Consider the following 20,097-nt stretch of genomic DNA (forward strand, 5'->3'; position numbering starts at 1 on the left):
CACAAGGGGAGAAGGAAAGGCCGGAGCGCATCACGCATTCCACAGCCCCTTTTTCTTCATCTCCTCCATCTCACGCGCTGCCCGTTCGCGCAGCCGCGCGTCACGCAGTAGCTTTTCCACGGCGGAGTCGTCGGACTTGTCGGAGTAGCGGAACTCGCTGTCGGCGTAGCGGTTGATCTCCTGCATGACCATGTCCATCGAGAACGGGCCGCGCAGTTGCTCGATCATCGCTTTCTTCTCGTCATAGCTCTTGTGCATGAAAACCTCTGGTTTTTCGAACCAGTCGTCGGGAAGCTCGATGTCCATGGCGCGCATCTTGATGGCGTCGGTGACGTTCTTGATGGCGCGGCCGGTGAAGCGCGGCTCGGCCTGCTTGATCAGGTGCAGATAGGTGCCGATGTCGGCCATGGTCTTGGGCGCGCCATTCTCCTTCATGTAGCGCTCATGGACCCGGATCAGCCCGTCCTCCTGCGGCTTCTTGTGCTCCTCATAGGCTTCGGCCACGGCGCGCTGGATCTCCTGCGCGGCGTAGAGTTCGTGGTCGCCGAGCGGGATCTTGTGGTTCTTGCCGGCGAGCAGCACGAAAATGTCGATGTAATCGTCACGCGTCTGCGGCCCGTCGACCAGCCAGCGGGCGCCGGCGCGCTGGCGCAGCGCATCGTCGACATTTTCGGGATAGTTGGAGAACATGCCGAACGAGCAGTTGCCGCGCACCACTGTGGCGGCACCGGCGAAGGCGTCCATCAGCACGCCGGTGATCTCCTGCTGGCCGGCCGAGGCGCGGTCGTCGGAACGGCGCGCCGCCACCTGGTCGATGTCGTCGATGGTGCCGAAGCCGATGACGCGCGGGTTCAACACATTGTTTATGAACTGGCGGCAGTTCTGGCCGGACTTGCCCTGATATGACGAGATCTGGTCGACGCCGAAATTTTCGTAGGCGAAGGGATAACCGGCGACCTGGCAGTAACCATTGACGAGACCGGCAATCATCTGGATCAGGGTCGTCTTGCCGGTGCCCGGCGCGCCGTCGCCGATGAAGGTGAACAGGAAGCCGCCGAGTTCGACGAACGGGTTCAGCTCGCGCTCGAAGTCATAGGCCATCAACATCTTGGCGAGCTTGACCGACTGATATTTGGCGATGTGGTTGCCGACGACCTCTTCCGGTTTCTTGAAGGTCATCACCAGCGGCCTGGAACGCTTGCCCGGCGCGACGTCGAAGCCGTCGAGCGTGAAATCGTCGGCATCGATGCGGACATGCGCGTTCTCGAACGGGCCGATGCCGTCGAAGCGGCCTTTTCGTGCCAGGAGGCCGTCGATGGCGACACGGGCGAAGGCGCGCGCCCTGGTCATCAGGTCGGCATCGTCGGATGCGCCCGAAATCGCCTTGTCGAGACCGGCCAGGATCGACTTCACCGCGTCCTGCGGCGTGTCGAAGAGGAAATCCGGCTCGGGAATGTCGTTGGGCGCCTCGCCGTCGCTGTCGATGAGCTGGAACAGATAGGAGGACAGGCTGAAGGCGGCAATGTAAGCCGAGGCCGACAGAAGCTTCTTGAACGTGGCGGCCTCGTCGCCTTCGAGGGGAGCGCGGGTGTTCCTGGCCTGCAGGCTTTCGAGATCCGAGCCTTCGGCGAAAACATCCGATATGGCGAGCGCGAGCGCCGTGCCGCGCCGGGCGCGAAACAAAAGTGTGTGCTGCGGGATGGTCAGCAACTGGTCGTCGGGGTGAACGGCGCCGACGGTCTTCGCCAGCTCGACCTCGCGCGTGCGGCGCACCGAACCGACAGAGACGGTGGAGACGAAGCGGCGATTGGTGCCGGCAAGCGCGGTGCCGGAGGAGCTAGACGGGTCTTCCAGCACGACGATGCGGGTGATGAAGCTCTGCGCGGTGGCGCGGTGCTTCTCGATCGCCGCTTCCGGGATGGTGGTCAGGCCGGTATCCATGAAGGTTGCTCCGTGGTGTGACGGTCAGACGTCCGAGATGACCTGTCCGTTGGACAGGATGTGGACCTTGTATCCGGAAAAGATCTTCTGCGCTTCGCCGGCGGCATAGAGTGCCTGGTATGCCTCGTGCGGGATCAACGCGTGGGTTTCGTAGCTCGACACGCCCTGGCGCGCGGCCTCGAGGTCGTCGGTGTTGATGAAGAACTCCTGCGTCGTCTTCTCGCTCGAAAACAGCCCCCTGCGGCCGGGTTTTTCGCCCTTGGAGTAGACCTCCTGGATGGTCCAGGTCAGCAGCCAGGCGTTCTCCGGCTTGCGCACCTTGGCCAGAACCTCGGTCACCGTAGAATTGTTGTCGGTGATCCCGGCCGAATAGAAGGGGCCGAGCACGACGCGCCGAAGCTGCTTGGGGTGCAGCGGCTCGAAATCCTTGTCGAGGTTGACGGCGATCGTTGCCGGCGACAGCGTATAGGCCGAGTTCTTCTCGGTGAAATCGTCGAAGCGATGGGCAAGCTCGGGATTGAGCAGGCCATCGACTGGCAATGGAATGTCGATCTGGTCGTTGAGCTTGCCATTGCGGTCGACGAGCTGGCGGATCATGTCTTCGGAGGAATCTTCCACCGTCACCATGTAGACCAGCGGCAGGTTGGCGCTGCCGTCGAAGGTCGCCCAATGGACGAGGTAGTAGGGCCGCGCCGTCTTCGGATTGACGGAAACCTTGGCCGTCTGCGCCAGGGTGAAGGGGCCGAAGGTCTGCTCGCTCTTGACGTCCTCGAGATAAAGCCTCTCGGCCATCGACTTCTGCAGCGCTTGGGGGAATTCCTTGTGGCGCAGGATGAAGTCGGCCATCTCCTCGCGCAATTCGTCGGCCAGCGGGATGTTGGCGAGCCGCGTGTCAGCCTGGCGGCGGTCGTTTTCGAGCTCAAGCAGGTTCTGGAACACCGGGAATCCGCTTTCGGCGCGCGAAATGCGGAACGTGTCCATGAAGCCCAGCCGGTTGCGCCAGCAGGAGAACGACTTGTCGAGCCGGGCGATGTATTCCGCGACGATCTTGGCGACGATGCCGTGCCGGTAGAGCGGCGAGCGATCGTCGCGCATGAACACTTCCAGCCCGCTGAGCGCTGCCGTGATTGCCGAGAAATACCGCGCCGCCGCGTCGTTTTCGGAGGTCATGCTATTGGCCATGGCATTGTCGCACCGGTGCGGGCGGCAATTACGACTGCACGTAATTGGCCGAATTGTGCTTCTTCAGCACTTCGTCGAAACGGCGGGCGAAGGCGTCGTCGGCCAGCTTCTTGCGGCGCTGGATGTCGGCGGTGGCCACCATGTTCTTCTCGTGCATCTCGAGCAGGTCGCCAATGTGCTTCTGCGAGGCGGCGCCGATGCCGGCCATGGTCTCCTCGGCGGTGTTGTCGACCTGGCTGCCCAGCGTGTTGATCTTGTGGGCCACATCCTGCTGGGCGGCGGTCTTCAGCGAATCCTCCAGTGCCTTGTAGAGGACGATGCGCTGCTCGGTGTCGATGGTCAGCTTGTTGATCAGCGTCGACTGCGCTGCGATCTGGTTGTTGAGCGAATCGACGAAGGTCTGGAACATCGAGGTGTAGCGCTCCAGCGTCTGGCTCTCGGCCAGCAACTCCTGTTCCTTGGCCTGCTTCTCATTGTATTCCGTGGCGAGCTTGGAACGTTCGCCCTCGAGTTGCGTGCGTTCCTTCTGGCTGGTGGAGGCCGCGATCTTGTTTTCGATGTCGAGCAGCATCGGATTGAGCTCCTCGATGCGCTTCTGCACGGTTTCCAGGTTGGACATGGTGGCCTTGCGGCGCTCGATAACCTGTGACAGGCTGGTCTCGGAGGTTTTGTAGCGCTGGTCGAGGACTTCTTTCTGCGCCTTCAATATGCCGACGATGGTGTCGGACTTGGCCAGCAATTCCTGCAGGTTGCCCGCCAGTGACATGTTGCGGACGCGGTCGGTGCGCAGACGCTGCTTGCGTTGGCTGGAGAAGATGCCGATGAAGTTTTCCCAGCCGGTGTAGTTCTTCATGCTCTCGAACTCGGCGCCGAAAACGTTGGTGGCGTCCTCCAGCCCGATGATCAGGTCGGCAATATTGCCTTCCATCACCTTCTGCTGCTTCAGCACGTCTTCGATGCGGGCGTTCTCGATATCGAAATTGGCGTCGCCGATCTTCTTGTCGGCGGTGGCAAGTTTGTCGAGCACGGCGCCGGACTGGTCTATCTTGGTGCGCATGTCCTGGACGACCTGCTTGGTCCTGGCAATTTCGGCATCGAAATTCTGCAATGTCGCCATAAGGGCCTCCCGCTCCGGCATCAGGTCGCTGATTGCGAACAGCGGCGAATATATGTGGGGCTTCAGGGGATTGAAAGACGTGAAGACAGGGGCGCTTCGAAAACAAAAACCTTGCCCACGCCCTTGAAACGCAATCGATCCGCGATCATGGCGAAAGGATCGTTTGGAATACGCGTGGTTCAACTGTCATTGAACTTCAACGTCGGCGGATGTCGGCCAGGCATTCAGTCCCCCGCTGCCACGAATGCCTGAAATCCGACGGAGCATCGAGCGCGGTGAGGACGGTGGCAGCTCGGCGTCCATCGCGGGGACGGAATAATCCTGGCTCAGGGCTTGGGATCGGCCTTCAGATAAGCGATGACATTGGCGATGTCCTCGTCGTTGTTCAGGCCGGCAAAGGCCATCTTGTTACCGGGCACTTTTTGCCGCGGCGCCTTCAGATACCCGGCGAGGTTGGCCTCGTCCCAGACGAGACCGGCGGCGCCTGCACTCTTCATCGCTTCGGAGTAATGGCCGAGGAAGCTCTCGGCACTGCCGGCGGCGCGGCCGACGACACCCATCAGATGCGGGCCGACCTTGTCGCGGTCGCTCGCTGCTTCATGGCAGGCCATGCATCGGTTGAAGACCCTCTTGCCCAGTGCCGGATCGCCGCCGGCATGGGCGGCAAGGACGCCGGCAAGCAGAAAGGCTGCGGCAGACGAAGCGGCTCGAAACATGGCTATCCCCGACGAGTTCTGGCTGGAACGAGAGGACGCAGAATAGGACCGGGGCCTTAACAAACGCTGCATCGTGGCGGGATCGCGAAAGCCGATCGATGGCGGCAAGTGTGGCGGCCGTGATGCCACAGCCCGGTCAAGGCGCGACAAAGCCGATGAAATCGTCGGGGGCGGCGCGACCCATTTCTTCTTCCCAATGGCGACGGCAGAGCGAGACATAGACGTCCTTGCCGATCGCCACCTGCTCCCCCTGCCGAGCGACCTTGCCGTCGGGGCCGAGGCGCACCACCATCGTCGCCTTGCGGCCGCAGCGGCAGATGGTGCGCACTTCGCGCAGCTCATCGGCTATGGCCAGCAAGGCGCGCGAGCCGGAAAACAGCTTGCCCTGGAAGTCCGTGCGCAGGCCATAGCACATGACCGGGATGTCGAGCCGGTCGGCGATCCGGGCGAGCTGCCAGACCTGTTCCTCCTCGAGGAACTGCGCCTCGTCGACGAAGACGCAATGCACGGCACCGTGCTGATGATGTTCGGCGACGCGGGCGAACAGGTCGTCGCCGTCACGAAACATCTCGGCTTCCGTTTCCAGTCCGATGCGTGACGAAATCAGGCCGGTGTCGCCCTTGCGGTAGTGGCCGGCGACGAACAGCATCGTCGTCATGCCGCGCTCGCGGTAATTGTACGACGCCTGCAGGAGCATCGTCGTCTTGCCCGCATTCATCGTCGCGTAGTGGAAATACAGTTTGGCCATGGCGCCCTTTTAAGCCCACTTGGCCGGGCCCGGGGAAGGCCCCTGGCAGGCCTTCCACCAAAAAAGCCGGCTCGCATGGAAAAAGCGGCTGACGTGTCGCTGATCGGCCAGCCAGCGCCGTTGATCGTGATTGCCTTAATGCTTGAAACCGCACGAGAATGGTGTTTGGCTGACGAAACAAGGCGGGCACAAAAACCGTGACTTCGCCTCGCCAAAGAATCGAAATGGGAGAAAGTTCATGTCGCGTATGAATTCCTTCGTCGCAGGCCTCGGCCTTGCGGCTTTCTTGTCGACGAGCGCTGCCTTCGCCGGGGATCCGGCTAGCTGCAAGGCGGTACGCCTTTCCGATGTCGGATGGACCGATATCCAGGCGACGACCGGCATCGCCTCGGTGCTGCTCACGGCGCTCGGCTACGAGCCGCAGGTAATCCAGCTGTCGGTGCCGGTGACGATGGCGTCGCTGAAGAACAAGGACCTCGATGTCTTCCTGGGCAACTGGATGCCGTCGATGACCAACGACATCAAGGACTACACGGCCGACGGTTCGGTGGAGACCATCAGCACGAACCTGACCGGCGCCGGCTACGGCATCGTCGTGCCGACCTATGTGGCGGATGCCGGCGTCAAGACACTCACCGACCTCGGCAAGTTCAAGGACAAGTTCGACGGCAAGATCTACGGCATCGAGGCCGGCAATGACGGCAACCGCATCATCCTCGACATGATCAAGAACCCGAAGGATAATCTCGAAGGCTTCGAACTGGTCGAATCCTCGGAGGCCGGCATGCTGACGCAGGCCGAGCAGTCGATGAAGAACAATGAGTGGATCGCCTTCCTCGGCTGGACGCCGCACCCGGTGATGGGCGCCATGAAGATCACCTATCTCGACGGCATGGGCGACAGCGGCTTCGGTGCCGCCACCGTCCACACCAATGTGCGCAAGGGCTACACCACCGAATGCCCGAACGCCGGCAAGCTCATTGCCAACCTCAAGTTCAACCTGGACATGGAAGGCCAGTTGATGGACGCCATCCTCAAGGGCGGCGACGCCCAGACTGTCGCCACCGACTGGCTGAAGAAAAATCCGGATGCCGTGACACCCTGGATCGCCGGCGTGACCACCTTCGACGGCGGCGATGCGGCAGCGGCCATCAAGACCGCACTGGGGAGCTGAGCCGACTGACTTCGGCATGCACGCGTGAGAACAAAAGGGCAGCCACTGGAAAAGGCTGCCCTTTTTCATATGCTGTGAGAAGATGACGTGACGACAGCGGACACCGCGGCAAAGCGATGCCGGTAGGAGAGGGGGCAAGATGGATCCGATTTCCAAATTCCTGGTCAGCTACAAGATTCCCATCGGCCCATGGGGCAAGGCGTTCTTCGGGTTCCTCACCGACAATTTCGACAACGTCTTCAGGGCCTTTTCCAACGGCCTGAACTTCATCCTCGACGGCCTGGTGGACCTCCTGCTGGTGGTGCCGCCGGTGCTGCTGGCGCTCATCATCGCCATCATCGCCTGGCTGCTGCAGCGTTCGCGCCCGCTCGCGATCGGCGTCTTCCTCGGGCTGATCTTCATCATCAACCAGAACCTGTGGAAACAGACGGTGCAGACGCTGGTGCTGGTCGTGGCCGCCGCCGCCATGGCAATGGCCATCGGCGTGCCGCTCGGCATCTGGGCGGCGCACAAGCCGAAGGTCTACCGCTTCATGCTGCCGGTGCTCGACCTGATGCAGACGCTGCCGACCTTCGTCTACCTGATCCCGGTGCTGACCCTGTTCGGCCTTGGCAACGCGCCCGGACTCATCGTCACCATCATCTTCGTCATCCCGACCGCGGTCCGGCTCACGCATCTCGGCGTCGTCTCGGTGCCCAAATCGATCATCGAGGCCGGCGAGGCCTTCGGCGCCACCAGGAGCCAGCTGCTGTGGAAGGTCGAGCTGCCCTCGGCGCTGCCCACCATCATGGCGGGCCTGACCCAGTCGATCATGCTGTCGCTGTCGATGGTGGTGTTCGCGGCGCTGATCGGCGCCGGCGGGCTCGGCACCGAGATCAACCGCGCGCTCGGTTCGCGCCGCATCGATCTCGGCCTCGAGGCCGGGCTCGCCATTGTCGTGCTCGCCATCGTGCTCGACCGCATGACCCGCATTGGCGTTGGAGGCAAGAAATGACCGTCGCCGTCGATTTCAGGAACGTCGATATCGTCTTCGGCGCCGACCAGGCGGGTTCGCTGGCGCTGATCGACAAGGGTGCGACGCGCGCCGAGATCCTCGAGCAGACCGGCAATGTGCTCGGTTGTGCCGGGGCCAGCCTTACCGTGCATGAGGGCGAGATTTCCGTCCTCATGGGTCTGTCCGGCTCGGGCAAGTCGACACTGCTGAGAGCGGTCAATCGCCTGAACGTCGTCTCGCGCGGCCAGGTTCTGGTCAAGGATGGCGACCGCACCGTCGATGTCGTCACCTGCGACGAGGCTACCTTGCGGCGCCTGCGGCAGAAGCAGGTTGCCATGGTGTTCCAGCAGTTCGGCCTGCTGCCGTGGCGGACGGTGGAAGAGAATGTCGGGCTTGGCCTCGAACTTGCCGGCGTGCCGGACGCCGAGCGCAAGGAGCGCGTGCACAGGCAGCTCAAGCTGGTCAATCTCGAGCAGTGGTCGAAGAAATACGCGCATGAGCTTTCGGGTGGCATGCAGCAGCGCGTCGGGTTGGCGCGCGCCTTCGCCACCGAGGCGCCGATCCTTCTGATGGACGAGCCGTTCTCGGCGCTCGACCCGCTGATCCGCACCAAGCTGCAAGACGAGTTGCTGCAGCTGCAGGCCGAACTGAAGAAGACCATCATCTTCGTCAGCCACGACCTCGAGGAAGCGCTGAAGATCGGCAGCCACATCACAATCATGGAGGGCGGACGCATCGTGCAGACCGGCGCGGCGGAGGACATCGTGCTCAAGCCCGCTAACGATTATGTCCGCGACTTCATCGCCAATGTGAATCCGCTGTCGGTGCTCACCGCCTGGAACGTGATGCGCGACCGCCGCGATCTCGAACAGGGCAAGGACGGCTGGGTGTGGCTCGACCGGCGCAAGACGACGCGCTTCAAGATCGACGACCATGGCCTCGTGGCGGCGGCTGAGCGTGACGGCAAGCCGGCGGTATGGGTGTCCTGCGCCGAGGTCGAAGGCCAGCCCGAGGAAGCGGCCCAGGTGTTCTGGGCCAATCCCGCAACGTCGCTGAAGACCGTGATGCTGGCCATGCACCGGTCGCAGACTGCGCCCGTGGCGCTGTTCGATGACCAGTCGCGCTTCGTCGGCGCGATCGGCATCAGGGACGTGCTGAGCGCGGTGCTGCGGCGGTAATCCCTCAGTCGCGTCTCAAGTCGCCAGCGGCAGGCGCAGCTCCGTCAGCAGGCCGCCGTCCGGATGGTTGGACAGGCGGATCTCGCCGCCGGCGGCACGCGCGATGTTGCGGGCGATGGTGAGGCCGAGGCCGAGGCCGCCGGTCTGGCGGTTGCGGGACTGTTCCAGGCGCACGAAAGATCCGAACACGGCGTCGATCTGGGCTTGCGGAATACCCGGCCCCTCGTCGCGTATGGCCAGCGTGATCATGTCGCCCGACCGGTACAGGCTGAGATGCGCCTTCTTGCCGTAGGTGACTGCATTTTGCACAAGATTGGTGACGCAGCGCTTGAGCGCGACCGGCCGCGCCATGCAGATCAGACCGCGCGAGCGCGTATCATCATTGTCGAAGGAGACCTCGGCGTAGCCGTCGGCGATCGATTCCACCAGCGACCAGAAGTCGATGCGCTCGCTCTTTTCCTCGTTCACCTCGAAAGTGGCGAAGTCGATGACCGAACTGGCGATGCTTTCGACATCGGCGAGATCGTGCGCCAGCGCCTCGCGAACCGCCGACTTGCGCAACAGTTCCAGGCGCAGCCGCATCCTGGTCATCGGCGTGCGCAGGTCGTGCGCCAGCGCGGCGGCCAGGTGCTCACGGTCCTCGACATATTCACGCAGTCTCGCCTGCATGGCGTTGATCGCCTTGGCGGCGGCGCGCACCTCGCGGCTGCCGCTTTCGGCGATCGGCGGGCTCTTGAGGTCATTGCCGATCCGGTTCACGGCGGTTTCCATCATTCGGTAGGGCGCGGTCAGCCGGCGCAGCGACCAGATCGACATGATCACCACCAGCCCCGCTATCAGCGAATAGAGCGGCAGGCTGTCGAAGCTCAGGATCGGGCCGACCGGCGTGATCGGCTCGGTGAAGTTCAGCCATTGGCCGTCGGCGAAGCGCAGCGAGGCGGTCAGCTTGTCACTCTGGGCGAAATTCGCCGCCAGCACCAGGAGATCGCGTTCCACCTGGCCGACGTCCCTGTTCATGACCTCGCCACCGGGGCTGTCGGATTCCTGCGTCGCCGGATCGCGCCGGACGCGCGCGTCGGTGACGCCGAACTTCGACAGCCGTCCAACGAGAATGTCTTCCAGCTCGGCGAGTTCATCGTCGCCGGCGATCGACGAGGTGACCGCGGGGCTGTCTGAAACCGTGAGAGCGTAGGTGGCGTTGAACAGGCCGGATGCGGTCGCCTTGCGCTCCTCGGGCGTGGCGGCATGCATCAGCTGCACCAGCGAATAGGCGCGGTCGTTGAGGCGGTAGAGATCGACCACGTCATTGGCGGCCGCGCGGTCGCGCGACACGATGTAGAGCGTCGCGACCTGACTGATCAACAGGCCGGCAATGACGATCAGCAGCACCCACACAGGCAGGGTCTGCGGCAGGAAACGTCTCATTCGGAAGTCGTTTCGGGGAGGAACTGATAACCGCCGCTGCGCACCGTCAGGATCAGCTTGGGCGTCTTGGGGTCATCTTCCATCTTGCGCCGCAGCCGGCTGACCAGGATGTCGATGCTGCGGTCGAAGGAATAATCGCTATCGCCGCCGGAGAGTTCGATGAGCTGGTCGCGGGTCAGCACGCGCTGTGCGCTCTTGACGAAGGTCTGCAACAGATTGAACTCCGCCATGGTCAGTTCGACCCTGACATCGTCGGGCGCGGTCAGCCGGCGCCGCGAACAATCCATCGTCCAGCCGGCGAAGCGGTAGATCTGCTTCGATGTGACGCGTTTGGGCTCGGGGGCACCGTTGCGCCGCAGCACGGCGCGTATGCGGGCCAGCAATTCGCGGGGGTCGAAAGGTTTGGGCACATAGTCGTCGGCGCCCATCTCGAGGCCAACCACGCGGTCTGTCGTCTCGGTGACGGCGGTCAACATGATGATCGGCGTCGAATACTGGGCCCGGATGTCACGGCACAGTTCCAGCCCGCTCCTGCCGGGCAGCATGACGTCGAGCACGATGAGATCGACCTGTGCACGGCGCAGGATCGTTTCCATCTCGGTGCCGTCGGCGGCAACCGATGTGTGCAGGCCGCGCTTCTGGAAGAACTCCTGCAGCAGGTCGCGAATGCCCTTGTCGTCGTCGACGATCAGTATGTGTGCGTCGGATTTCACGGGGATCCTGTCTTCGTTGACCTGCCAAGCCGGCAGGCGGCCACCCACACGATAGAATTCGGGCCATATGTTGGCCAGTGCCTTGGATTTCAAGGCAAGGTAAATCTGGCAATCTCCACACCGAATGCGCTGGAGGCCTCCCGCCGGGGCGCACAGACACAATCCAGAAACAAAATTCTATAATCGGGAAAAACTCCTGAAAAACTAGGCCGGCATAACGGTGCCGTGGCGGTCAGGTCATTTGGCCGCGACGCAAGTCTCCGGGTTCACGGATTAACCGATGCCAAGGTTGTCGATCAGTTTGTTGGGTGCGTTGATGGGCATTTCGCTCGTCACAGCCGCTGCTGGACAATCGGATGCAAAAGTGACGCCCACCACCCGGACCGAGCGGTGTGCCAATCTCAGCCACCAATTCGATGAAGCCCTCGAAACCCATGCCACGGCAACGCAGGTCACCGCGGCAAAGGCACTTCAGAGAAAGGGCAACCGGTACTGCGCCGCCAAGAAACAGGCACAGGGTATCCGGATGCTCGCCAACGCTTTGAAGTTGCTGGGGGTGACACCGAACGACCCGGTTCAGTGACACTCGAAACCCGACCCGCATGAAAAGGAAATGAAGCCATGAAAAAGTCCATCCTCTCCGCCACCGGTCTCGCCGTTGCTCTCGCCTTCGCCATGCCGGCTCTCGGCAACGCCGCTGCCACCACGACCGCCGCTCCGGCTGCTTCCTCGACGACCACCGCTCCGGCGACCACGACCGCCAAGCCTCCGGTGAAGAAGGTCGTTGCCAAGAAGCACAAGAAGGCGAAGAAGACTGTCAAGAAGACCGACAAGAAGGTCGCTCCGAAGGCTTAATCCAGGTCGGGCACACTGCCTGCCTTATGACAAGGCCGCTCCAGTCGCGTTTTGCTGGAGCGGCCTTCTTCCTGTCCGAAAAAGCCGAAGGCCGTGTATCGGCAGTGAAGCGAACGGACAGGTCCGAACGATGTGGCCGAAGCCGGCGCCGGCGGCTTTGTCTCGATCGGCCTTAACCCGATTGCAAGGCCGGCGCCGTAGGACAATCCGCATGAAGAGGCGGCTTTCGTCCATTCTGCGCTCGATCGTGTTCGGCAGCCTGGTCGCCACCGGCGCCGCCCGGCTTATGATCCTGTTCACCGCCAGTCCCGTGCCGGATCCGGCCAGCGGCCGCACCGAGCCGTCACTGTTCGCGCCTGTGATTTCCACCGACTGGGATTACATCACGCCCGCGCAGACCTGGCTGCTCATCGCACTTGCCAGCGTGACGCTGATCTGCGTCGTCGCCTGGCCGGTCGCATCCTGGATGGAACGCCGGTCGGATGCTGCCGGAAACTTGCCCTCCCGGAGCGGCTTCGGCCGCCAGGGCCGTTGAACCGCGGGCCGCACTTCCCACATAGCTCTGTGATTGGACGCTCGCTTTCGCCCGTGCGAAAATAGGGGCGTAGCCGAGGCTCGCGCAATTGCCGGTTCCCATGCCTGAAATCACGACAAAACCCCGTACGCAGACCCTACCCAAGACCGAGCGGCCGAAGCTCTACAAGGTCATCCTGCTCAATGACGATTTCACGCCGCGTGAATTCGTGGTGACGGTGCTGAAGGGCGAGTTCAAGCTCAGTGAAGACCAGGCGCATCGAGTGATGATCACGGCGCATCGGCGCGGCGTCTGCGTCGTCGCCGTCTTCACCAAGGACGTCGCCGAGACAAAAGCGACACGGGCCACCGACGCCGGCAAGGCCAAGGGCTATCCGCTGATGTTCACGACGGAGCCGGAGGAGTAGAGCAGGGCTCCTTCATAGCCTTGGCTCCCTTCGCAACGCCGATAATTGGCGAAACCATCCGCGACAGCGTCTTTCTCCCCGTATAGTGACGGGGAGAAGGAAGCTACCGCCCTTCGCGGTACCACATCGAACCCATCGCCAGCAGCAGCAGGCCGAGACCGAGGAAGCCGCCGAACAGCGGCACGCGCGAGACCGCCTTGAGTACGCTGTCGTCGGTGGTGCGCAGGCCGATCCAGTCGGCGCCGGACGCTTCGCCCGAGGACCGTACGGGGACGATCGAGGGCAAGGTCACGTCGCCGCCTCCAAGGGTCGATCCCGCAAGCCTGCGAACGCTGCCGCCGGTGGCTTCGGCGGGAGCCTTCAGCCGGTCCTGCGTGGAAACGACGTCGGCGAATTCGGGTGCGTTGACCGGCCCGACATGGGCGAGCGCGGTAAGGTCGCCATTGCCGACCTGGTAAAGGCCGATCTCGGAGGTCTGGGCGCTGCCCAGGAAGACACCGGGTTCGGATTTCTCGAGCTTGACGGTAATGGTCTTGCCGGAGGGCGTAATGATCTGGGCCGGGCCGGGGTCGTCGGCCATGGTCTGGCGGCGGATTTCCAGCACCATGCCGCGCCCGTCGGCGGTCAGCCGTTCCTCCTCGAGCTCTGGCTCCTTCATCAGCCAGTGGGCGATGCGGCGGTAGAGCTGGACATGCGGGCCGCCGCCTTCGAAGCCGCGCGCCCACAGCCAGCCCTGGTCGGACAGAAGCATGCCGACGCGGCCTTCTCCCTTGCGGTCGAGCAGGAGCAGCGGCCGGTTGTCGGCCCCCTTCATCACCACCTCGCCTTCGGGATTCTGCACGCCTATGGTGCGGAACCAGCGGCTCCAGTGCGGCGGCTCGCTGGCAGAACCGTCGAGACCGCGCGTCACCGGATGGCGCTGGCCGATGTCGGTGAGGCGTGGGTAGAACGCCTTGTCGACGACCTCGCCGGTCGGCATCGCCGGCAGCGCCGACATCAGCGGCGTGCGCGCGATCGAGCTTTCACCGGCATATTCGGGTCCGGCCGCAATCAGCAGCGCGCCGCCTTTTTCGACATATTCGGAGATGTAGTCGTAATAGAGGATCGGCAGCACGTCGCGGTGCTGGTAGCGGTCGAAGATGATCAGGTCGAAATCCTTGATCTTCTCGACGAACAGTTCCCGCGTCGGGAAGGCGATCAGCGACAATTCGTTGATCGGCGTGCCGTCCTGCTTCTCCGGTGGCCGCAGGATGGTGAAATGGACGAGATCGACCGAGGCGTCGGATTTCAACAGATTGCGCCAGGTGCGCTCGCCCGCATGCGGCTCGCCAGAGACGAGCAGCACGCGCAGGTTCTCGCGAATGCCGTCGACCAGCGCGATGGCGCGGTTGTTGGTGTCGGTGAGCTCGCCCGGCTCGCGATCGATGGCGAGTTCGATGATGTTGCGCCCAGCGCCGGGAATGGTCACGTGCAGCGGCATGGCCTGGCCGACGGTGGCATGCTCGACAGCGACCTGCTCGCCATTGACCGAAACGCGCACATCGACCGGCCCGGTTTCGTTGCTGGTTGAAACGACGCGATAGGTCATATCGAGCGGCTTGCCGACGAGGGCGAAGCGGGGCGCGTTCTCGAAACGTATGCGGCGATCCTTCTCGTGGTCGTTGCCGGTGATCAAGGCGTGCAGCGGGGCATTGAAATCAGGCGCGCCGGCGGGTGCGTCATGCACTTCGCCATCGGTGATCATGACGGCGCCGCCGATGCGCGAGGGCGGCACGTCGCGGAAGGCGTTTTCGAGCGCGCCGAACAGCCGCGTTTCCGTGCGTTCCTCGGCGGCTTCCGACTTGCCGGCCTCGACGACGCGGACGTCGAACTGCTTGAAGCGGCCGAGGCGCTGCTCAAGCCCGGCCAGCGCCTCGTCGGTCTGTTTGGTCCGTTCACCGATGTCCTGGCTCTGGCTCCGGTCGACGATCAGGGCAACCACGCTTTGCTGCGGCTCGCGCTCCTCGTTGAGGAACACCGGATTGAAGAGGGCGGCGGCGAGCGCCAGCAATGCGACAAGGCGCAGGACCGCGCCGCGCTGGCGAAACCACAGGCCCACGGCCGCAAGCAGGGCCAGCGGCACCAGCACCAGGGCCAGCAGCGGCCAGGAGATCAGCGGTTCGAAGGAGATCGACCAGTTCATGCCTTACCCTCCCCCTTGCAGGGAGGGCCGATCCGGGGAGCGAGCGCAAGAAGGAGCGTCATCTTACTGGCCCAACCGTTCAAGCAATATGGGCACGTGCACCTGGTCGGATTTGTAGTTGCCGGTCAGCATGTACATCATGATGTTGACCCCGGCGCGCAGCGCATAGATGCGCTGCATCGGATCGTTGGGCACGGTCGGCAGCAGCGGGTCGCCATTCTCGTCGACGGCCCAGGCGCCAGCAAAATCATTGGCGGTGATCATGATCGGCGAGACGCCGTCACCGGTACGCACCGGCCGGTTTTCGGCATTGCTGGCGTCGAGCGATGCCTCGACCCAGAGCGGGCTGCCGGCGAAGCGGCCAGGGAATTCGGGCAGGATGAAGAAGGATTTGGTCAGAACATGATCCGACGGCACCGGCTCCAGCGGCGGCACGTTGAGGTTGCCGAGGATGTCGCGCAGCCGCTCGGTGGCGGGGCTGGTCGAGTCGGCGCCGATGCCGTTGGCGAACTGGTCGCGCGTGTCGAACAGCACGGTGCCGCCCTGCTGCATATAGGCATCGATACGGGCAATCGCGGCCTGGCTGGGCATGGCTGCGGCCGGATCGATCGGCCAATAGATGAGGGGAAAGAACGAAAGCTCGTCCTTGGAGATGTCGACGCCGGCCGGCGCGCCCGGCTCGAGCGCGGTCTTCTCGATGAGGAAGCGGGTCAGGCCCTCGAGCCCGGCGCGACTGATCGAATCGTCGCCGGGCACGCCAGTCAGCACATAGGCTATCCGGGTCTTGGAGATGTCCTCTATCGCGGCGGTGTCGCCAGGCTTGGCATCGTCGGCGCGCGCGGGGCCGACATGGCCGAACAGCGCGCCGAGCCCGATCAGAATGGCCGCCATGGTGGTTACGGCCGCAGCGCGGCGCGGCCTGCGCGTCAACAGGCCGCCCATCCAGAACACCGCCAGCGTATCGAGCACCATCAGCGCCAGCGCGGCGGCTACCAGAGCGCCCTTCAAATTGCGCGATTCGTCAAAGGCATACTGGATTGTGGTGACCGGGACAGTGATTTGCGGGCGCGCCAGCGGCGCAAGCGTGCTTGTCGCATCGAGCAGATTGTGGGCGAAAACGCCGGCCTCCGAGCCATAGAGGCCGGGCGGGTTCTCGAAGGTCACCGGCAGAGCGCCGGCGCCCGGCACCAGCGGGCGCGCATCTGGCGTCGGCGGCACCAGCATTCCGTCGGCCGCTATCATGCGGTAGGGCGCCAGCGAGGTGGCGGCGGCTTCGGCATTGGCGATGGCGGCCCCCTGGTTGCGCGACAGCTGCACGATGCGGCGCAGCATCTCGACGAAGCTGCCGGAGATCGGCAGGTTCGACCAGGTCGCTTCGGGCGTGACGTGGAACAGCACGAGCGTGCCCTTGCCCTTCTTCAGCCCGGTGACCAGCGGCGTACCGTCGGCAAGCGCTGCCCAGGTGCGCTCGACGATATCGGGCGTCGGTTCGGCCAGCACCTGCCTGGAAACGGTCACCTCGGTCGGCGGCGCCAGATCGGCGAAGGGGCCAGCCTTGGGGAATTCGGTGACCGGCTGCGGCGTGGTCCATGACAGTGCGCCGCCGAGCGAGCGTTCGCCGGTGCGCAGACGCACCGGCAGAAGGTCGTCGTCATTGCCGGCGGCGGCCAGCCGCGACCCGGCGAAACGCACCAGCGTGCCGCCCTTTTCAACCCAGTCGACGAGCCTTGGCCTGATCTGTGCGGGAATGGTGCCGATATCGGCCATGACGATCATCGCCGGCTTCTGGTCGAGGATCTGCGGAATGGCGTCGGCCAGGTCGGCGCTGGAAGGTTCGACCAGGTCGGCGAAGGGCTGCAGCGCGCGCCTGATATAGTATAGCGGCGACAGCAGCGGCTGCGCCTGGTCGGCCTCGGCCTGCGACAGGAGTCCGACGCGGCGGCGCTTGGAGCTTTCGTCCAGCACGCGCACCGCGCCCGCCTGACGCTCGCCATCGAGCGCGATCGAAGCGAAATCGTTGCGCAGCTCGAACGGCACCGCCATGGTGCCGGTGGCGGTGGATTGGCCGGGTGCGAAAGTCAGCGTCGCATCGGCGATGCGGCGGCCCTTGTCGTCGAAGGCGCCGGCGGTGACTTGCGCCGGGGCCGCATCGCCGGGCGGCCGGATGGCGGTGAGGGCAAAACCGTCGACCTCGTTCTCGGCGCCCGCCAGGCCGGTCAGCGGCATCCGGTCGGCGACGGCCCACACGACCCGGGCAGCGTTTTTGGACAGAAGCGTGTTGAAGGCGGCCTCGTCGCCCTTCGCCGCCAGGCCGTCGGCCAGCACGGCGACGCTGGCGCCCGGCAGGCGCTCCAGGGCGGCGGCGACGCGGGCGTAGACCGCCGGCCGGTCGGTCGGGATCGGCCGCGGCTTTGCCGCGCGCAGGCGGTCGAGCGCCGCGGCCGCATCGAAGGGGCCGATCTCGGCATTGGGTTTTTCGGCGGTGAAGGCGATGATGACCGGCACGCCGTTCGAACCGGCGTCGGCGATCAGCCGCTCGGCGGTTGCGATGCGCTTGTTCCAGTCGGCGGCGCTTGCCCAGCCATTGTCGACGACCAGCGCCAGGGCTGCGCCCTCGGCCGGCAGTTTCTCGCGCGGATTGAAGACCGGTTCGGCAAGGGCGGCGACGATGAGCGCCGCCATCAGCAGCCTGAGCAGCGTCAGCCACCAGGGGCTCTGCTGCGGGGTTTCCTCGCGCTTCAGCACGCGCGCCAGGATCTTCAGCGGCGGAAACACCTCGGTCTGCGGCCTGGGCGGGGTCAGCCTGAGCAGCCACCAGATCACCGGCAGCGCCAAAAGACCCCACAGCAGCATGGGCGCGCCAAAGGAAAGCGGCAGCCAACTCATGCGACGGCCTTTCCTGGCTGATCGCCACTAGTGATCATGCCGCCGCGATCGCCAGCGATCGGCCTGGGCTGATCGCCACCGGCGATCATGCCGACGTGGCCAATGGCGGTCAGCCCGGGCTGACCGCCATCCGTCATCGCCATGTGCAGGCGTACCAGGGCGTCGGAAGCCAGCCGATCGGTGTGGTTGACGGTGAAGCTCCAGCCGAGCCGCTTGCACCAGCTGGCCAGTTCTTGGCGTCGGGCGCCATAGAGCAGGCGATACTCATCGGCCAGCATCTCGGCGCGGCCGGCGGTCAGCTTGTCGCCGCTCTCCGGGTCGGTGAATTCGGTGCGGCCGGCATAGGGGAATGTCTCCTCGGCCGGGTCGGCGACCTCAATCAGATGCGCGCGCACGCCATGGCGGGCGAGCACGTCGAGCCAGGCCATGGTTTCCTCGACCGGGTCGAGGAAATCACTGGCGATGACGATGTCGCAGAAGCGGCGGATGCCGGAGAGATCGGGCTTGGCCGGCAAGTCACCGGCATGCATGAGCTGGGCGGCGATGCGCTCGGCGCCGTTGCGGGCGGTGAACGGATCGGTAAGGCCGGGCCAGGCGATGCGCTCTCCGCTGCGCGACAGCAGCTCGGCCATGGCCAGCGCCAGCACCAGGCCGCGCGATTGCTTGGAAACGGCGGCACCGGTCGATTTGTAGAGCATGGACGGCGACGGATCGGCCCACAGCCACACCGTATGGGCCGCCTCCCATTCGCGGTCGCGTACATAGGTGTGGTCGTCGCGGGCCGAGCGGCGCCAGTCGATGCGGGAGGAATCGCCTTCGACATAGGGCCGGAACTGCCAGAAATTCTCGCCGATGCCGCGCTTACGGCGGCCATGCCAGCCGGCGATCACGGTGTTGACGATGCGGCGCGCCTCGACCAGCAAGTCGGGCACGAGCGAAGCCCGCAACCGGCCGCGGGCGAGCGCGTCGCGCGTCGCTGCCGGAGCCTGGAGCTCGCCGATGCGCGCCATCAAATCCCTTTCACGAGCTTGGCCACCACATCGCGCACGCTGGTGCCTTCGGCGCGGGCGGCGAAGGTCAGCGCCATGCGGTGCTGGAGCACCGGCTCGGCCAGAGCCCGCACATCGTCGACCGACGGCGCCAGCCGCCCATCATAGAGCGCGCGCGCCCTCGTGCACAGCATCAGTGCCTGGCTGGCGCGGGGACCCGGGCCCCAGGCGACATGCCTGTCGGTTTCGGCGTTGCCCTGGCCGGGGCGCGCCGAGCGCACCAGGGCCAGGATTGCCTCGACCACGCTTTCAGGCACCGGCATGCGGCGGATCAGCGTCTGGATATCCCTCAGCCGCGCCGGCTGCAGCACATTCTGTGCCTTCGCGTCCTCGACGCCTGTGGTTTCCAAAAGGATGCGGCGCTCGGCCTCGAGTTCGGGATAGAGGATGTCGACCTGCATCAGGAAACGGTCGAGCTGTGCCTCGGGCAGCGGATAGGTGCCTTCCTGTTCCAGCGGGTTTTGCGTCGCGAGCACATGGAAAGGCGAGGGCAGGTCGTGGCGGGCACCGGCAATGGTGACGTGATACTCCTGCATGGCCTGCAGCAGCGCCGACTGGGTGCGCGGCGAGGCGCGGTTGATCTCGTCGGCCATCAGCAACTGCGCGAAGATCGGCCCGGAAATGAAGCGGAAGGAGCGCTTGCCGAATTCGTCCTGCTCCATCACCTCGGAGCCGAGAATGTCCGAGGGCATCAGGTCGGGGGTGAATTGGATGCGGCGCGAATCGAGGCCGAGCACGATGCCCAGCGTCTCGACCAGCTTGGTCTTGGCGAGGCCCGGCACGCCGACCAGCAGCGCGTGGCCGCCGGCCAGAAGCGCCACCAGAGCGCGTTCGACGACACTTTCCTGGCCGAAGATGATGCGACCGACCCCGTCGCGGACCCTAGAAATGTCGGCCAGCGCCTTCTCGGCCTCGGCGATCATGTCTTTTTCGCTGATCGGGCTTTCCTTGACCATCACGCTCATGCAGCATCGATCCTTGTGGTTGGAAATACCA

General features: G+C 64.4%; 19 protein-coding genes. 8 read left to right on the top strand and 11 right to left on the bottom strand.

Annotated elements, in window-relative coordinates; translation table 11 throughout:
- Nucleotides 1-30 precede the first annotated feature (30 nt).
- The 5 genes from FJ426_RS11490 to FJ426_RS11510 all read right to left on the bottom strand — a co-directional run bounded on the left by FJ426_RS11490 (nucleotide 31) and on the right by FJ426_RS11510 (nucleotide 5,704).
- Nucleotides 31-1,941, bottom strand: a complete 1,911-nt coding sequence (locus FJ426_RS11490) for an ATP-binding protein (RefSeq protein WP_140561416.1) — start codon at nucleotides 1,939-1,941, stop codon at nucleotides 31-33.
- Nucleotides 1,942-1,965: 24 nt separating this feature from the next.
- Nucleotides 1,966-3,111 (bottom strand): hypothetical protein, encoded by a 1,146-nt coding sequence (locus FJ426_RS11495; protein WP_140561414.1) that lies wholly within the window; start codon nucleotides 3,109-3,111, stop codon nucleotides 1,966-1,968.
- A 40-nt stretch (nucleotides 3,112-3,151) separates the two neighbouring features.
- Nucleotides 3,152-4,240, bottom strand: a complete 1,089-nt coding sequence (locus FJ426_RS11500; RefSeq protein ID WP_140496064.1) for a hypothetical protein — start codon at nucleotides 4,238-4,240, stop codon at nucleotides 3,152-3,154.
- Between the two features lie 326 nt (nucleotides 4,241-4,566).
- Nucleotides 4,567-4,956, bottom strand: coding sequence for a cytochrome c family protein (locus FJ426_RS11505; protein ID WP_140561413.1), 390 nt, complete (start codon nucleotides 4,954-4,956; stop codon nucleotides 4,567-4,569).
- Nucleotides 4,957-5,092: 136 nt separating this feature from the next.
- Entirely contained in the window at nucleotides 5,093-5,704 is a 612-nt protein-coding gene (locus FJ426_RS11510) for a thymidine kinase (RefSeq protein ID WP_140516940.1), read from the bottom strand.
- A 75-nt stretch (nucleotides 5,705-5,779) separates the two neighbouring features.
- Here FJ426_RS11510 and FJ426_RS32020 point away from each other — a divergent pair, with 75 nt between their 5' ends.
- The 4 genes from FJ426_RS32020 to choV all read left to right on the top strand — a co-directional run bounded on the left by FJ426_RS32020 (nucleotide 5,780) and on the right by choV (nucleotide 9,050).
- Nucleotides 5,780-5,905 (top strand): hypothetical protein, encoded by a 126-nt coding sequence (locus FJ426_RS32020; protein ID WP_263483040.1) that lies wholly within the window; start codon nucleotides 5,780-5,782, stop codon nucleotides 5,903-5,905.
- A 37-nt stretch (nucleotides 5,906-5,942) separates the two neighbouring features.
- Entirely contained in the window at nucleotides 5,943-6,878 is a 936-nt protein-coding gene (locus FJ426_RS11515) for a choline ABC transporter substrate-binding protein (protein WP_140496061.1), read from the top strand.
- 139 nt (nucleotides 6,879-7,017) lie between these two features.
- Nucleotides 7,018-7,872: a choline ABC transporter permease subunit gene (gene choW / locus FJ426_RS11520; protein ID WP_140516938.1), complete on the top strand. Its 855-nt coding sequence runs from the start codon at nucleotides 7,018-7,020 to the stop codon at nucleotides 7,870-7,872.
- A complete protein-coding gene (gene choV / locus FJ426_RS11525; RefSeq protein ID WP_140561411.1) occupies nucleotides 7,869-9,050 on the top strand; it encodes a choline ABC transporter ATP-binding protein in 1,182 nt (393 codons plus the stop codon). Before choW ends, choV begins: the two co-directional genes overlap by 4 nt.
- Before the next feature lie 15 nt (nucleotides 9,051-9,065).
- On the opposite strand, the gene FJ426_RS11530 is transcribed toward choV, so the two are convergent.
- The gene (locus tag FJ426_RS11530) at nucleotides 9,066-10,475 is read right to left on the bottom strand and encodes an ATP-binding protein (protein WP_140561410.1); all 1,410 of its coding nucleotides are present in this window, start codon (nucleotides 10,473-10,475) and stop codon (nucleotides 9,066-9,068) included.
- Entirely contained in the window at nucleotides 10,472-11,188 is a 717-nt protein-coding gene (locus tag FJ426_RS11535) for a response regulator transcription factor (protein ID WP_140561408.1), read from the bottom strand. The genes FJ426_RS11530 and FJ426_RS11535 overlap by 4 nt, the downstream gene beginning before the upstream one ends.
- A 280-nt stretch (nucleotides 11,189-11,468) precedes the next feature.
- Here FJ426_RS11535 and FJ426_RS11540 point away from each other — a divergent pair, with 280 nt between their 5' ends.
- From FJ426_RS11540 to clpS, 4 genes are all read left to right on the top strand, one after another.
- On the top strand, nucleotides 11,469-11,771 hold the full coding sequence (locus FJ426_RS11540; RefSeq protein ID WP_140556114.1) for a hypothetical protein: 303 nt from the start codon (nucleotides 11,469-11,471) through the stop codon (nucleotides 11,769-11,771).
- Between the two features lie 38 nt (nucleotides 11,772-11,809).
- Nucleotides 11,810-12,043: a hypothetical protein gene (locus FJ426_RS11545; protein WP_140496055.1), complete on the top strand. Its 234-nt coding sequence runs from the start codon at nucleotides 11,810-11,812 to the stop codon at nucleotides 12,041-12,043.
- Nucleotides 12,044-12,254: 211 nt separating this feature from the next.
- On the top strand, nucleotides 12,255-12,578 hold the full coding sequence (locus tag FJ426_RS11550) for a hypothetical protein (RefSeq protein WP_140496054.1): 324 nt from the start codon (nucleotides 12,255-12,257) through the stop codon (nucleotides 12,576-12,578).
- Between the two features lie 100 nt (nucleotides 12,579-12,678).
- On the top strand, nucleotides 12,679-12,984 hold the full coding sequence (gene clpS / locus FJ426_RS11555) for an ATP-dependent Clp protease adapter ClpS (RefSeq protein ID WP_140496053.1): 306 nt from the start codon (nucleotides 12,679-12,681) through the stop codon (nucleotides 12,982-12,984).
- Nucleotides 12,985-13,087: 103 nt separating this feature from the next.
- Here clpS and FJ426_RS11560 read toward each other — a convergent pair whose 3' ends face one another.
- The 4 genes from FJ426_RS11560 to FJ426_RS11575 all read right to left on the bottom strand — a co-directional run bounded on the left by FJ426_RS11560 (nucleotide 13,088) and on the right by FJ426_RS11575 (nucleotide 20,066).
- A complete protein-coding gene (locus FJ426_RS11560) occupies nucleotides 13,088-15,166 on the bottom strand; it encodes a hypothetical protein (RefSeq protein WP_140561406.1) in 2,079 nt (692 codons plus the stop codon).
- A 63-nt stretch (nucleotides 15,167-15,229) separates the two neighbouring features.
- Nucleotides 15,230-18,052: a DUF4159 domain-containing protein gene (locus FJ426_RS11565; RefSeq protein WP_140561404.1), complete on the bottom strand. Its 2,823-nt coding sequence runs from the start codon at nucleotides 18,050-18,052 to the stop codon at nucleotides 15,230-15,232.
- Complete coding sequence (locus FJ426_RS11570; RefSeq protein ID WP_140561402.1) at nucleotides 18,049-19,062, bottom strand: DUF58 domain-containing protein; 1,014 nt, start codon at nucleotides 19,060-19,062, stop codon at nucleotides 18,049-18,051. Before FJ426_RS11570 ends, FJ426_RS11565 begins: the two co-directional genes overlap by 4 nt.
- A complete protein-coding gene (locus FJ426_RS11575; protein WP_140496049.1) occupies nucleotides 19,062-20,066 on the bottom strand; it encodes a MoxR family ATPase in 1,005 nt (334 codons plus the stop codon). The genes FJ426_RS11570 and FJ426_RS11575 overlap by 1 nt, the downstream gene beginning before the upstream one ends.
- Nucleotides 20,067-20,097 lie beyond the last annotated feature (31 nt).

The sequence above is a fragment of the Mesorhizobium sp. B2-6-4 genome (assembly GCF_006441495.1).
Taxonomy (GTDB): Bacteria; Pseudomonadota; Alphaproteobacteria; order Rhizobiales; family Rhizobiaceae; genus Mesorhizobium.